Origin of the sequence: Pseudomonas parakoreensis (genome assembly GCF_021602155.1) — a bacterium.
GTDB classification, from domain to species: domain Bacteria; phylum Pseudomonadota; class Gammaproteobacteria; order Pseudomonadales; family Pseudomonadaceae; genus Aquipseudomonas; species Aquipseudomonas parakoreensis.
The window spans coordinates 343,215-356,485 of the sequence record NZ_BQHY01000001.1 but is presented as its reverse complement, the minus strand read 5'-3'; the positions used below and the strand labels follow the sequence as shown (position 1 = coordinate 356,485).

Sequence of the window (13,271 nt, the reverse complement as noted above, 5' to 3'; positions counted from 1 at the left end):
GCTCGGTGACGGCAGACAACTCTTCGGCGGCACTGGCGATCTGCGTGACGCCGTCGCTGATGCCGCCGATCAGCTCGCGCAGACCTTGGGTCATGCTCTGCATCGAGCGCTGCAACTGGCCGAGTTCGTCGCGGCGCTGCGACACCAGATTATGCGTCAGGTCGCCGGCGGCCACCTGTTCGGCGACTTTCAGGGTCTGGTTCAGCGGAATGATGATCTGCCGGGTAATCGCCCATGCGGCCAGCAAGCCGAAGGCTAAGGCGAGCAAGGTGGCGATGATCAGCATGTTCTTGGCGTGCGCGGCATCGGTGTCGCGCACCACGGTTTGCGATTGCGTGAGCTGCTTGCTGACGTCGAGCAGGATGTCGCCCTGAGCTGACATGCGCGCCAGAGCCTTGGCACTGGCGACCTGCGAGTCGCGGAACTGGCTGACCGCCGCGCGATAAGCCTTGAGCGAATCAGTGGCCTGTTGCAGGTTGGCGATATGCTGCTCGGGTAGCTTGGCCGGCAGGGTTTCGAGGTTTTTCAGGGCGTTGTCGATGGCGTCGAGCGCAGGTTGTTCGGCTTCGGTCTTGCCGCTGTAGGTATAGCCACGCACCTGGAAGCGCGCTTGCTGGATCAGTTTGCTCAGATCGATCACCGCGTTGAACTGCGCAATGCTGTCGCCCTGGAGCATTGATTTTTCCACTTCGGCGACCTTGGCCACGGCGTTGTCGGCGGTGGCGCCGAGTTTGCTGCGGGCGTCTTCACGGTTGGCCCCGGCCTGCACCATCTCGGCGAAGGCGCGTTTGTATTCGGCGACGGCGGCCAGTTGCTGGTCGACTCTGGCGGCATCGGCTGGTTGTTCGATCAGGCCTCGGGCGGTTTGCAGGCCGCTGTCGAGCTTGGTCAGCAGTTCGTTGACCGCGCCCGGGCCTTGTTCGCCGCGACGAGCTTCATAGTCCAGACGGGCCAGACGCAGGTCCTTGGTCAGCTCGTTGAGGCTGGAGATGAAACCGAGCTTGTCACCGCGGCTGATAATGCCGCTCATGCCGGTCCAGCCGGTGAAGGTGATCAGCAGGGTGAGCAACAGCACCAGGCCGAAACCGATACCCAGCTTGCGTTTGACGCTGACGTTTCCAAGATTCTCGGCTAACCAACGGTACATGCGACGACTCCCCTCGGACCACTAATTGGACTTATGGGGACTGTATCGGCTGGGTGATGGCAATCTGTAACCCAATTTGTCCGACACCGCCTTTGTGTAGGAGCTGCCGCAGGCTGCGATCTTTTGATCTTGCTGTTAAAAAAACAAGATCAAAAGATCGCAGCCTGCGGCAGCTCCTACAGAAGAGCGGTGTGTCAGAACAGGCGGGCGAGCAGGGCGGTGACGGCGGTTTCGACGCGCAGGATGCGCTCGCCCAGTTGCACCGGTTGCAGGCCGGACTTGGCAAGCAAGTCGATCTCGTAAGGAATCCAGCCACCTTCGGGGCCGATCGCCAGCGTTACCGGTTCGCTCAACGCGCGCGGGCACGGCGGAAAATTGCCAGGATGGCCGACCAGGCCGAGGGTGCCTTCGGTTATCGCAGGCAGTCGGTCTTCGACGAACGGCTTGAAGCGCTTCTCGATAATGATGTCCGGCAGCACGGTATCGCGGGCCTGTTCGAGGCCGAGGATCAAATTCTCGCGAATCGCCTCCGGCTCCAGAAACGGCGTCTGCCAGAAACTCTTCTCGACCCGGTAGCTGTTGACCAGAATCACCTTCGACACGCCCATGGTCGCCACGGTCTGGAACACCCGGCGCAGCATTTTCGGCCGTGGCAGGGCCAGTACCAGCGTCAGCGGCAGCTTGGCCGGTGGCGGTTGATCGAGGCTGACGCGCAACTCGGCTTCGCCGGCCTCGAGGCGCAGCAGTTCAGCCGAACCCATCAGCCCATTGATGCGCCCGACGCGCAGGCTGTCGCCGACTTCGGATCGATGCACTTCCTGCATGTGCGTCAGGCGCCGGTCACGCAGCACGACGCGGTCGGCCGCGATGAAGTCGGCCTCTTCGAGCAACAGCAGGTTCATGCCTGGGTCGCTGGCGGCTGGTCGTTGTGATCGTCAGCCGGCGTTTCGTCCGGGCGTTCGCGTTTGCTGACCAGGCTGCCGAACAGAATGCCGATTTCAAACAGCATCCACATCGGCACGGCCAGCAGGGTCTGCGAGAAGATGTCCGGGGGTGTGAGGATCATGCCGACCACGAAGCAGCCGATGATCACGTACGGACGGATCTTCTTCAGGTATTTGACGTCGACCACGCCGATCCACACCAGCAGCACCACGGCCACCGGGATTTCGAACGCGACGCCGAAGGCGAAGAACAGCGTCATCACAAAGTCGAGGTAACTGGTGATGTCGGTCATCATTTCCACGCCGGCCGGAGTGGCCGCGGCGAAGAACTTGAAGATCAGCGGGAACACGAAGTAATAGGCGAACGCCATGCCGGTGTAGAACAGCAGGATGCTCGAAACCAGCAGCGGCACGGCGACGCGTTTCTCATGCTTGTACAGGCCCGGCGCGATGAAACCCCAGATCTGGTGCAGGATCACCGGAATCGCGAGGAACAGCGAGACCATCATCGTCAGCTTCAGCGGCGTGAGGAACGGTGACGACACATCCGTGGCGATCATCGTCGCACCGGCCGGCAGGTACTGGCGCAGCGGCGTCGAGACGAAGGTGTAGATCTGCTGGGTGAAGGCGAACAACCCGGCGAAGATGATGAACACCGCCGCTACACAACGCAGCAGGCGGGTGCGCAACTCGGTGAGGTGCGATACCAGCGGCATGTGCTGGTCGTTTTCGGGGAGATCGCTCATGGGGCTCGCGGCGGCAAAGTGGTGTCGTGAGGCGCAGGTGTGATCGGCGCGGCGGTTGGAGATACGTGTTCAACCGAAGTTTCTGTAGCAGTCGGCACGGGGGCTGGCGGCGCTACAGCGGCGGCAGGTGCAGGTGTCGGAGCTGTTACAGCTGGCGCATGAATCGTCTGCTCACCCACATGCTCAACCGGCGTCGGCTCCTGCTGAACCGGTGGCGTGAAGATCTTCCGCGCCTCCTGCTCCAGCGACAGGATGTGTTCGTTGTGCAGTTGCCGGCGGATTTCGTCGGCACCGATTTCACGCTCAACTTCCTGTTTGATCGCGTTGAAGCTGCGCTTCAGCCGGCCGACCCACAGGCCGGCGGTGCGCGCAGCGCCCGGCAGACGCTCGGGACCCAGCACCAGCAGGGCAACGAGGCCGACGAGCAGCAGTTCAGAGAAGCTGATACCAAACATTAGTCAGTGCTCACACGTCTTTGCGGATCGGCTCTTCGACTTTCTGCGCCTGCACGTCGATGGTGTGCGGCGGGTTGGCCTGAGCGGTGGCTTGCGGCTGCACCGGAGGCACCGGTTGCGCAGGCGTTACGGTCGGATCGGCGGCGGGTTTCTCATCGTCGTTCATGGCTTTGCGAAAACCCTTGATCGACTCACCGACGTCGGTGCCGAGGTTTTTCAGTTTCTTGGTGCCGAACACCAGCACCACGACTACCAGAATGACGATCCAGTGTTTCCAGTCAAAAATGCCCATGTTGCTGTTCCTCTCTAAAAATTGTTCAGGCGGACGGACGCGAGGCTTTCTCGACGTGTCCGGACAGACCGAAGCGACGATCCAGTTCATCCAGCACGGCCTGCGGATGCTGCCCCAACTGGGCGAGCATGACCATGCTGTGGAACCACAGGTCGGCAGTCTCGTAGATCACATCGCTGCAGTCACCGCTGATGGCGGCGTCCTTGGCGGCAATAATGGTTTCGACCGACTCTTCGCCGACTTTCTCCAGAATCTTGTTCAGGCCCTTGTGATACAGACTAGCTACATATGAGCTGTCGGCCGCTGCGCCTTTGCGCTCTTCAAGTACCTGAGCGAGGCGGGTCAGGGTGTCACTCATGGGAGGATGTGTCATCAGTCATTTCCTGAGCTGCGCCGGAGCCTGATTTTGTGCAGGGCAAGGCGCGAGGAGTGTAGTTTGGCATTTCAAATAAACGACGAGTAACGCAGCCCTGCACAAAATCAGGCCCGGCCCTCCGGGTTGCCGGCTGAAAGCGCGCCATGCTGCGTTGCAGGCCTTGGCAAGGAAAAGACATTCCCTGCGGCCTGCGCCTTGCCTGGCGCGCTTTCAGCCGGCAACGCAGCTCAGTAAATGACTGATGACACATCCTATTGTCCTGCGGAATAAATGGCGTGCGGGTCTTTCAGAACCGGGTCGACCGTTTTCCAGTCGCCGTTTTCGTAAACGCGGTAAAAGCAGCTTTGGCGGCCGGTATGGCAAGCGATGTCGCCAATCTGTTCGACCATCAGGATGATCACGTCGGCGTCACAGTCCAGACGCATTTCATGCAGGGTCTGTACGTGGCCGGACTCTTCGCCCTTGCGCCACAGCTTGCCACGGGAACGTGACCAGTAGATTGCACGGTTTTCCGCAGCGGTCAGCTCGAGCGCTTCGCGGTTCATCCAGGCCATCATCAGCACGCGTCCGGTCTTGTGATCCTGGGCAATCGCCGGCACCAGGCCATCGGCGTCCCACTTGATCTCGTCCAGCCAGTTTTTCATCTTCGACTCCGACAGCGAACCCGCACTTCAATAGTCGGGTTCAGGCGTTGAAACAGTGTGCCAGCCGATCAGCGAACTGGCTATCGGCGAACGACCAGATACAAGCCGACGGCCACCATGATTCCCGCCGGCCAATGCCCCAGCTCGTTCAGCGGGCCACCGGCGGCGAGGATGGTACCGCCCGCCAGATGCGCACTGCCGAGCAGGCGCAGGAACCAGTCGTCCTTACGTTTGTGCCACGGGGGCGGCGGGTCGTAGGCGTGCGGTTGAGACATGCGTTCGAGCAGATCACGGGCCATGTTGGCCAGGTGCGGCAGCTGTTCGAACTGGCTCTGCACGTTGCCGATCAAGGCTTTGGGGCTGACGCGCTCGCGCATCCAGCGCTCAAGGAACGGCTGCGCGGTGTTCCACAGATCCAGATCCGGGTACAACTGACGGCCGAGGCCCTCGATATTCAGCAAGGTCTTTTGCAGCAGCACCAACTGCGGCTGGACTTCCATGTTGAAGCGTCGCGCGGTCTGGAACAGGCGCATCAGCACCTGGCCAAATGAAATATCTTTTAACGGTTTTTCGAAGATCGGCTCGCATACGGTACGGATCGCCGCTTCGAATTCGTTGAGTTTGGTTTCCGCCGGCACCCAGCCCGAATCGATGTGCAATTGCGCGACGCGGCGGTAGTCGCGCTTGAAGAAGGCGAACAGGTTGCGCGCCAGGTAGTCCTGGTCTTCCGGGGTCAGACTGCCGACGATGCCGCAGTCGATCGCGATGTACTGCGGACTCCACGGGTTGACGGTGCTGACGAAGATGTTGCCCGGGTGCATGTCGGCGTGGAAGAAACTGTCGCGGAACACCTGGGTGAAGAAGATCTCCACGCCGCGTTCGGCGAGCATTTTCATGTCGGTGCGCTGGTCGGCGAGGGTCGCCAGATCCGTTACCTGAATCCCGTAGATGCGCTCCATGACCAGCACTTTCGGCCGGCACCAGTCCCAATAGACTTGCGGCACGTAGAGCAGCGGCGAGCCTTCGAAGTTGCGCTTGAGCTGGCTGGCATTCGCCGCCTCGCGCAGCAGGTCGAGTTCGTCGTAGATGGTTTTTTCGTAGTCCTGCACCACGTCCACCGGGTGCAGCAGGCGGGCATCGGCGGAGATCTTTTCGGCGGCGCGGGCGAGGATGAACAGCCACGCCAGGTCTTGGGCAATCACCGGTTTCAGGCCTGGGCGGATCACCTTGACCACCACTTCTTCGCCGGTTTTCAGCTGTGCAGCATGTACCTGCGCCACCGAAGCCGAGGCCAGCGGTTCGACGTCAAAGCGGCTGAACACGTCGCTGATTTTCTTGCCCAGTTGCTCTTCGATCAACTTGATCGACAGCTGCGAATCGAACGGCGGCACACGGTCCTGCAGCAGCATCAGCTCATCGGCGATGTCTTCCGGCAGCAGGTCGCGGCGGGTCGAGAGAATCTGCCCGAACTTGATGAAGATCGGCCCCAGATCCTGCAGCGCCAGACGCAGGCGCGCGCCACGGTTCAGCTCCAGCGGTTTGCGCGGGAACCAGCGCCACGGCAGCACGTAGCGCAGCGCCAGGAGAAACCAGGGCAACGGCAGCTCGAACAGCAGGTCATCGAGGCGGTAGCGGATCACAACGCGCTGGATGCGCAACAGACGGCGGACGGCAAGCAGCTTCATGCGTTATCGCTTGGGTCGAGGGATCGGGAAAGGCGCTCGAAACGCGCCTCGAGACGTTCCAGATCAAGTTTGATCCGGTCCAGTTCGCTGAACCGCGCTTCGGCTTCGCGCTGGCCGACGAGGGTGCGCGATTCTTCGGCGAGGTATTCGGCGAGGTTCTGGTTGAGGCTGGCAAATCCTTGTTGATACCAGCGCGCGCGGCTGCGCAGGTGACCGCCAATCAGTTGCGTGGCGACCGGGCCGAGCCAGCGCGAGAGTTCGTACTCCCAGTCCAGCTCGAGGTCCTGCAACACGCCGGCCAGTTCTAGCAACACACCGCTGTCACCGTCGAGCTCGACTTCCGGGGCGTGCAGCACCGCGGTCTTGTCTTTGCTCACGGCCAGTTTCACCAGGCTGGAAGCGGGTGCGCGCAGGGTGCAGTCGACGCCGGTTTCCCAGTGTGAAGCGAGCATCAGGCCCTCATCGCTGGGCAGGATGAACAGTTGCAGCGCCGGGCTGCGGCAATCCACGGCAATCACTTTGCCAGTCAGATGCGCCAGTCGCGGCAGCGCCGTGCTGTCGAGACGCAGCACCCGGTTGAGGCCGAGTTCGACGCTGGCGAGCAGCCCGGTGAGCAACATCAGGGCTTGATGCCGCGGTGCAGGGCGACGATGCCTGCGGTCATGTTGTGATAGGTCACACGGTCGAAACCGGCTTCGACCATCATCGATTTCAGGGTTTCCTGATTCGGGTGCATGCGGATCGATTCGGCCAGGTAGCGATAGCTTTCCGAGTCGTTGGTGATCAGCTTGCCCATCAACGGCATGAAGGCGAACGAGTAGGCGTCGTACGCCTTGGACATCAGTGCGTTGGTCGGCTTGGAGAATTCCAGCACCAGCAGACGGCCGCCGGGCTTGAGCACGCGCAGCATCGACCGCAGGGCGTCTTCTTTGTGCGTCACGTTGCGCAGGCCGAAGGCGATGGTCACGCAGTCGAAATGGTTATCCGGGAACGGCAGCTTTTCCGCATCGGCCTGGACGAATTCGACGTTGCCCGACACACCCAGATCCAGCAGGCGGTCACGACCGACCTTGAGCATCGATTCGTTGATGTCGGCCAGCACCACCTGGCCGGTCGGGCCTACGAGGTGCGAGAACTTTTTGGTCAGGTCACCGGTGCCGCCGGCGATGTCGAGCACGCGGTTGCCTGCACGCACACCGGACAGTTCGATCGCGAAACGCTTCCACAGACGGTGCATGCCGCCCGACAGAAGGTCGTTCATCAGGTCGTATTTCGCGGCTACCGAGTGGAAAACCTCAGCGACTTTTTCCGCTTTCTGGCTTTCCGGAACGTTTTTGAAGCCGAAGTGAGTGGTGGGTTCGGCATCGCTGCCTTTGCGCTGATCAGTCATATCGCTGTCACCAAAAGAGAATGCGCGACATTCTAATCCCCAAGCCATGCTTTGTCTTGGAATGGCTAAAGGTAAGATGGGCAACCTTCGGGACGATTTGCCGCAGACGCGGTCAAGATTTACCGACACCCATTCATCAAGCAGGAGTCATTCAATGGCCAAAATCAGTGTTGAGCGTGCCCACAGCCTGGGCAAGGAAGCCGCCCGCGAGAAGGCCGACAAGCTGGCGCAGAAACTCTCTGATCAATATGGCCTGGAGCCGCAGTGGTCGGGCGACACCCTGAACCTCAAGCGCTCGGGCGTGAAAGGCGCGGTGCATGTGGCTGACGATTCGATCCGTGTCGATGTGGAGCTGGGCATCATGATGTCGGCCATGAGCGGCATGATCAAAGCCGAGATCGAGAAGGCGCTGGATAAAGCGCTGGTCTGATCGCGTTTTTTTCTCAATCCCGAATCACTGTGGGAGCGGGCTTGCCCGCGATGGCGTTGGGTCAGATAACGAAATTCTGGATGTGCCGGCCTCATCGCGGGCAAGCCCGCTCCCACAAGGGTTCGTGTTTGTCCTGCAGACTGTTTATGTCAGTTGTTAGGGTGCCGTTTCTAATTTTTCTCCCTACTTTGTGCCTGAGCCCGACACATCTGCGGGCAGTTCCTCAAACCTTCTGCGCGTGAGGTGCACCATGGCCAAAGTCATTCTGAAGAAAAAAATCGACGCTTCGACTTCTGCTCTGAGCGACGTCAAATCCTATGCCCGCAAGATCTGGCTGGCAGGCCTGGGTGCCTACGCCAAGGTCGGCCAAGAGGGCAGCGACTACTTTCAAGAGTTGATCAAGGCTGGTCAAACTGTTGAAAAGAAAGGCAAAAAAGCCGTCACCGAAAAACTTGAAGCCGCCAACGCCGAGATCGATGAAGCCAAGGGTGAAGTCAGCTCGTTCAAAGGTCGCGTCGAAGTTCAGCTCGACAAGGTCGAGAAGGCGTTCGACTCCCGTGTGGCAAGTGCCTTGAATCGTATCGGCATTCCGTCTAAACATGACGTTGAGACACTCTCTGCTAAGCTCGATGAGCTGACGGCATTGCTCGAACGCGTCGCGCGTAAATCTTAAGGAGAACGGGATGGCTGGTAAAAAGAACACCGATAAAGAAGGCAGCTCGTGGATTGGGAAAGTCGAAGACTACTCCCGCAAAATCTGGCTGGCTGGTTTAGGCGTGTACTCGAAGATCGACACTGACGGCAGCAAGCTCTTCGAGTCACTGGTCAAAGACGGCGAGAAAGCCGAGAAGCTCACCAAGTCTGCAGTCGGCAAGAAAGTCGATGCCGCCAAGGACTCCGCTTCGTCGGCCAAGTCGCGCATCAGCGGCGTGAAAGATCGTGCACTGGGCAAGTGGGACGAGCTGGAAGGGGCTTTCGACAAGCGCCTGAACAGCGCGATTTCGCGCCTGGGTGTACCGAGCCGCAATGAAGTCAAAGCGCTGCACAGCAAGGTTGAAACCCTGACCAAGCAGATCGAGAAACTCACTGGTCTGAAGACCCAGCCGGTCGCGGCGAAAACCGCAGCGGCCAAACCGGCCGCCAAAACCGCCGCCAAGCCACTGGCCAAAGCGGCGGCTAAACCCGCTGCCAAAGCAGCGGCCAAGCCTGCAGCCAAAACCGCAGCAGCCAAACCTGCCGCGAAAACCGCCGCCGCCAAGCCGGCAGCAAAAGCTGCAGCCAAACCGGTAGCCGCCAAAGCCGCTGCGAAACCGGCGACAAAACCGGCCGCCAAGCCAGCAGCGAAAACCGCAGCGGCAAAACCGGCTGCCAAGCCTGCGGCCAAACCGGCTGCGGCGAAAAAACCGGCAGTGAAAAAGCCGGCCGCGCCAAAAGCCGCCGCGCCAAAACCGGCCGCTCCGGCAGCCAAGCCTGCAACCCCGGCAACCCCGGCCAGCGCGTCGAACTCCGCCGCTGCACCGACCCCGGTAGCGACCCCGACTGCAGCATCGACTCCGTCGACGCCAACCAGTCAGTCCTGATTTTTCAGGGCAAAACAAAACGCCCGGCCTGTGAAGGTCGGGCGTTTTTGTTTGAAGATCAAAAGATCGCAGCCTGCGGCAGCTCCTACAGAATCGTTGCCAAACCGAAAAATGGGTGGCGAACATGACCAATGTAGGAGCTGCCGCAGGCTGCGATCTTTTGATTCTGGATCACTCGTGATCTTCAAGATACTGCAGGGCCATACGTTCGGTGGCGACTTTCACCGGCGGCAGTAGATGCGGCGCCACCAGCATCATGATCTGGTACACCACCAGCCTGACCTCACCCTCGCGATCGAGTATCCGTTGATAGTCCAGCGAGAACAGCAGGGTCATGGTGATCTGCTCCACCAGTTGCCCCAACGCCTGGGTATCACTGACCAACTGCCCTGCCGCCTTCAACCGCGCCAGCAATGACGCCAGGGTGCGCTTGAGCGCATTGAGCAGATGACGAATGCCTTTGGCCAGTTTCGGCAGCCGCCCGGCAAGGTTCGACAGGTCCTGGAACAGAAACCGGTATTGCGCCAGGCGCTCGACGATCAGGTGCAGAAACAGCCAGTAATCCTCCGGCGCCAGCTCGACGTCCGACGGTGGGTCGAGCAGTGGCGTCAGTTCGTTCTGGAAACGCTCGAACAGGCCGAGAATCAGCGGCTCCTTGCCGTGGAAGTGGTAGTAGAGGTTGCCGGGGCTGATCCCCATTTCGTTGGCAACCTCCATGGTGGAGACGTTGGGCTCACCCTTTTCGTTGAACAGTTGCAGGGCACATTCGAGAATCCGGTCGCGGGTTTTCATCCAGTCTTCTTAGAAAAGTTCGGTTAAGCGTCAGCGCACATGCACGTAGGTGCCGGGTGCTGCCTCCATCGGTGGATAGTTCGGGTTGCCGAGGGTGAACGTGGTTTCGCGCTGGGCGCCGGAGCGTTGCTGAATCCACTCCAGCCACTGTGGCCACCAGCTGCCGTCGACGCGTTTGGCGTCGTAGTACCAGGCGCGTGGATCGCTGCTGAGCTTGCCGTTCTCGACGTAGTTGGCTTTCGGGTTGCTCGGCGGATTGAGGATGCTTTGCACGTGGCCACTGTTGGACAGCACGAAGCGCCGCTCCCCGCCAAGCAACAGGGTCGAGCGGTACACCGCGTCCCACGGCGTGATGTGGTCATTCATGCCGGCCACGCTGAAGCTGTCGACGGTGACTTTCTGCAGGTCGATCGGCGTGCCACAGACTTCCAGCCCGCCCGGATGAGTCAGCGGGTTGTGCTTGAAGAAATCCAGCAGGTCGCCGTGAAATGCGGCGGGCAGACGGGTGTTGTCGTTGTTCCAGTAGAGGATGTCGAACGCGGGCGGTTCTTTGCCCAGCAGGTAATTGTTGACGAAGTAGCTCCAGATCAGATCGTTGGGGCGCATCCAGGCGAAGACCTTGGCCATGTCGCGCCCGTCGAGCACGCCTTTCTGATAGGAGCGGCGCTTGGCGGCTTCGAGGGTTTGCTCGTCGGCGAACAGCGTGGCCGGGGTTTCAATCTGACTGTCGAGCAGGCTGACCAGATAGGTCGCGCTGGAGACGCGTCGCAGCTGCCGCTTGGCTTGCAAATGCCCCTGCAGGGCGGCAATGGTCAGGCCACCGGCGCAGGCGCCCATCAGGTTGACGTCGCGGGCGCCGGTGATCGCCCGGCAGATGTTCATCGCTTCTTCCACTGCTTCGACGTAGGTCGACAGGCCCCATTCGCGATGGCGTACGTCTGGATTGCGCCAACTGATCATGAACGTCTGCAGGCCATTTTTCAGCGCGTACTGGACGAAGCTGTTCTGCGGGCTGAGGTCGAAAATGTAGTACTTGTTGATTTGCGGCGGCACCACCAGCAGCGGCTTGGCGTATTGCTTTTCGCTCATCGACTTGTACTGGATCAGCTCAAGCATCTCGTTGCGAAACACCACGGCGCCAGAGGTGGTGGCGACGGTTTTGCCGACCTCGAATGCCTGTTTGGTGACCTGGCGTGGCAGGCCGTCGTTGTGCAGCAGGTCATCGAACAGATGACTCAGACCGCGCACCAGACTGTGCCCGCCGGAGTTGAACAGCTCCTTGACTGCCAGCGGGTTGAGCAGCGTATTCGACGGTGCCACCGCGTCGTTGAGCAAGGTGAAGGCGAAGTGCGCGCGGGCGCGATCGTCATCGCTCATGTTGCTTTCATCAATCCAGCTCTTGACCTGTTTTTGCCAGGCCAGATAGGCCTGCAGGCTGCGCCGGTAGAACGGATTGAGGCTCCATGCCGGATCAGCGAAGCGGCTGTCGTTCGGGTTGGTCGGGTGCAGGGTTTCGCCGAGCAGCACGCGACCGAGTTGGCCACCGAGTTTCAAGGCGTGCTTCGCGCTGTGAATCGGGTTGCGCAGACCGTGGGCGGCGACGCTGCGCAAGGTCGAGATCAGGTCCCGGCCGCGCAGGCCGGTGATCGCACTTTGTGCGTTGATGAACACGGCGGGGCTGGGCACAACGCCCGTCGCTGGTTTGTCGCGCATGACTCAACACTCCTTCGTCTTCAGGTCAAAAACAAACTCACCGAACCAGAACACCATAGTCGCTGTTACGGGTTGCTGCCCGCGCGGCGTCCTGCCGCGCACTTTGTTCAAAACCCTGCATAAAGCCTGCCGCAGTGATTCAGCCGCCCAGCGGGGTCGGATGCGGATGCATCACCGCGCGCTGGCGTTCCTCCTCAAGGAATTTCATGATGATCGGCGCCACGGCTTCGGCGCGGGTGATCAGGAACAGATGACCGTCGTCGATGATGTGCAACTGGGCGTTGGGAATCCGCCAGGCAAGCATGCGCATGTTGATCAGCGGGATCAGCGGATCGTCGTCGCCGGCCAGTACCAGCGTCGGCTGATGGATCTTGTGCAGCCAGTGAATGCTGGTCCAGCCCAGGCCGGCGAACAGCTGCCAGTAGTAGCCGAGCTTGCCCGCCGAACGCACCTTGGCGGCATGGCTGGCGGCCAGCGTCGGGTCGCGGCGGAAGGAGCCGCCGTAGATCAGCGGGGCGATACGGATCACGTGCGATGGCTGAATGTAGCGCCGCGGACTGGCCATCATCCACAGCACTTTCGGTTTGCCCGGCACCATCACCGCACCGGCGGCGGTCGCTGCCAGCACCAGCTTCTTGCAGCGCTCGGGGTAGTCGTGAGCAAACTGCTGCGCCAGCGCGCCGCCCCAGGACACGCCGATGACGTTGACCTGACCGTAATCGAGGTAGTCGAGCATCCGCGCGGTCAGCTTCGCCAGCCCGGGAAAGCGATACGGCCGGTTGGGCGTCGACGAGCCGCCGACACCGGGCACGTCGAAGGCGATCACTTCCAGATCCGGGTCCAGCGCCGCGACAAATGGAAACACCAGCTCCAGGTTGGCGCCGATGCCGTTGAAAATCAGCAAAGGCGTCAAATGAGGCTTGCCGGGACGTACCGCCGTGCGGAGGGTCTGACCATCCAGGTCGACGGTACGGAAAATGAACGGTTGCGGCATGCTTCAGGCCCTGTGGATTAATTCATCCCGCTCCCTCTGTAGGAGCTGCCGAAGGCTGCGATCTTTTGACTTTGATTCTAAAA

The 13,271-nt window shown here is 60.8% G+C and carries 15 protein-coding genes and 1 pseudogene; 3 read left to right on the top strand and 13 right to left on the bottom strand.

Annotation, left to right across the window (positions count from 1 at the left end):
- Nucleotides 1-85: 85 nt before the first annotated feature.
- The 10 genes and pseudogenes from L6D63_RS28705 to ubiE form a co-directional block, all read right to left on the bottom strand.
- Nucleotides 86-1,030, bottom strand: a pseudogene (locus tag L6D63_RS28705) (methyl-accepting chemotaxis protein); the annotation flags it as partial.
- A gap of 311 nt (nucleotides 1,031-1,341) precedes the next feature.
- Nucleotides 1,342-2,049, bottom strand: a complete 708-nt coding sequence (locus tag L6D63_RS01490) for a 16S rRNA (uracil(1498)-N(3))-methyltransferase (RefSeq protein WP_041071512.1) — start codon at nucleotides 2,047-2,049, stop codon at nucleotides 1,342-1,344.
- Nucleotides 2,046-2,837: a twin-arginine translocase subunit TatC gene (gene tatC / locus L6D63_RS01485; protein ID WP_047290879.1), complete on the bottom strand. Its 792-nt coding sequence runs from the start codon at nucleotides 2,835-2,837 to the stop codon at nucleotides 2,046-2,048. Before tatC ends, L6D63_RS01490 begins: the two co-directional genes overlap by 4 nt.
- The gene (gene tatB / locus L6D63_RS01480) at nucleotides 2,834-3,292 is read right to left on the bottom strand and encodes a Sec-independent protein translocase protein TatB (RefSeq protein WP_121183282.1); all 459 of its coding nucleotides are present in this window, start codon (nucleotides 3,290-3,292) and stop codon (nucleotides 2,834-2,836) included. The genes tatC and tatB overlap by 4 nt, the downstream gene beginning before the upstream one ends.
- 10 nt (nucleotides 3,293-3,302) lie before the next feature.
- On the bottom strand, nucleotides 3,303-3,584 hold the full coding sequence (locus tag L6D63_RS01475) for a twin-arginine translocase TatA/TatE family subunit (protein WP_003220847.1): 282 nt from the start codon (nucleotides 3,582-3,584) through the stop codon (nucleotides 3,303-3,305).
- A gap of 25 nt (nucleotides 3,585-3,609) precedes the next feature.
- On the bottom strand, nucleotides 3,610-3,942 hold the full coding sequence (locus L6D63_RS01470; protein ID WP_003220849.1) for a phosphoribosyl-ATP diphosphatase: 333 nt from the start codon (nucleotides 3,940-3,942) through the stop codon (nucleotides 3,610-3,612).
- A 269-nt stretch (nucleotides 3,943-4,211) separates the two neighbouring features.
- Nucleotides 4,212-4,604, bottom strand: a complete 393-nt coding sequence (gene hisI / locus L6D63_RS01465; protein WP_131670923.1) for a phosphoribosyl-AMP cyclohydrolase — start codon at nucleotides 4,602-4,604, stop codon at nucleotides 4,212-4,214.
- 80 nt (nucleotides 4,605-4,684) lie between these two features.
- Nucleotides 4,685-6,289 (bottom strand): ubiquinone biosynthesis regulatory protein kinase UbiB, encoded by a 1,605-nt coding sequence (ubiB, locus tag L6D63_RS01460; RefSeq protein ID WP_121183284.1) that lies wholly within the window; start codon nucleotides 6,287-6,289, stop codon nucleotides 4,685-4,687.
- Nucleotides 6,286-6,909, bottom strand: a complete 624-nt coding sequence (locus L6D63_RS01455) for a ubiquinone biosynthesis accessory factor UbiJ (RefSeq protein ID WP_003220855.1) — start codon at nucleotides 6,907-6,909, stop codon at nucleotides 6,286-6,288. Before L6D63_RS01455 ends, ubiB begins: the two co-directional genes overlap by 4 nt.
- Nucleotides 6,909-7,679 (bottom strand): bifunctional demethylmenaquinone methyltransferase/2-methoxy-6-polyprenyl-1,4-benzoquinol methylase UbiE, encoded by a 771-nt coding sequence (gene ubiE / locus L6D63_RS01450; RefSeq protein ID WP_007936800.1) that lies wholly within the window; start codon nucleotides 7,677-7,679, stop codon nucleotides 6,909-6,911. The genes L6D63_RS01455 and ubiE overlap by 1 nt, the downstream gene beginning before the upstream one ends.
- 154 nt (nucleotides 7,680-7,833) lie before the next feature.
- Here ubiE and L6D63_RS01445 point away from each other — a divergent pair, with 154 nt between their 5' ends.
- From L6D63_RS01445 to L6D63_RS01435, 3 genes are all read left to right on the top strand, one after another.
- Nucleotides 7,834-8,109, top strand: coding sequence for a polyhydroxyalkanoic acid system family protein (locus L6D63_RS01445; RefSeq protein WP_003220859.1), 276 nt, complete (start codon nucleotides 7,834-7,836; stop codon nucleotides 8,107-8,109).
- Nucleotides 8,110-8,359: 250 nt separating this feature from the next.
- The gene (locus tag L6D63_RS01440; RefSeq protein ID WP_041074948.1) at nucleotides 8,360-8,782 is read left to right on the top strand and encodes a phasin family protein; all 423 of its coding nucleotides are present in this window, start codon (nucleotides 8,360-8,362) and stop codon (nucleotides 8,780-8,782) included.
- 10 nt (nucleotides 8,783-8,792) lie between these two features.
- Nucleotides 8,793-9,689, top strand: a complete 897-nt coding sequence (locus tag L6D63_RS01435) for a phasin family protein (protein ID WP_131670924.1) — start codon at nucleotides 8,793-8,795, stop codon at nucleotides 9,687-9,689.
- A gap of 171 nt (nucleotides 9,690-9,860) precedes the next feature.
- Here the strand turns inward: L6D63_RS01435 and L6D63_RS01430 are convergent, their stop codons facing one another.
- The 3 genes from L6D63_RS01430 to phaZ form a co-directional block, all read right to left on the bottom strand.
- A complete protein-coding gene (locus L6D63_RS01430) occupies nucleotides 9,861-10,481 on the bottom strand; it encodes a TetR/AcrR family transcriptional regulator (RefSeq protein WP_047290883.1) in 621 nt (206 codons plus the stop codon).
- Nucleotides 10,482-10,511: 30 nt separating this feature from the next.
- On the bottom strand, nucleotides 10,512-12,194 hold the full coding sequence (gene phaC / locus L6D63_RS01425; protein ID WP_047290884.1) for a class II poly(R)-hydroxyalkanoic acid synthase: 1,683 nt from the start codon (nucleotides 12,192-12,194) through the stop codon (nucleotides 10,512-10,514).
- Nucleotides 12,195-12,333: 139 nt separating this feature from the next.
- On the bottom strand, nucleotides 12,334-13,188 hold the full coding sequence (gene phaZ, locus L6D63_RS01420; RefSeq protein ID WP_041074940.1) for a poly(3-hydroxyalkanoate) depolymerase: 855 nt from the start codon (nucleotides 13,186-13,188) through the stop codon (nucleotides 12,334-12,336).
- Nucleotides 13,189-13,271 lie beyond the last annotated feature (83 nt).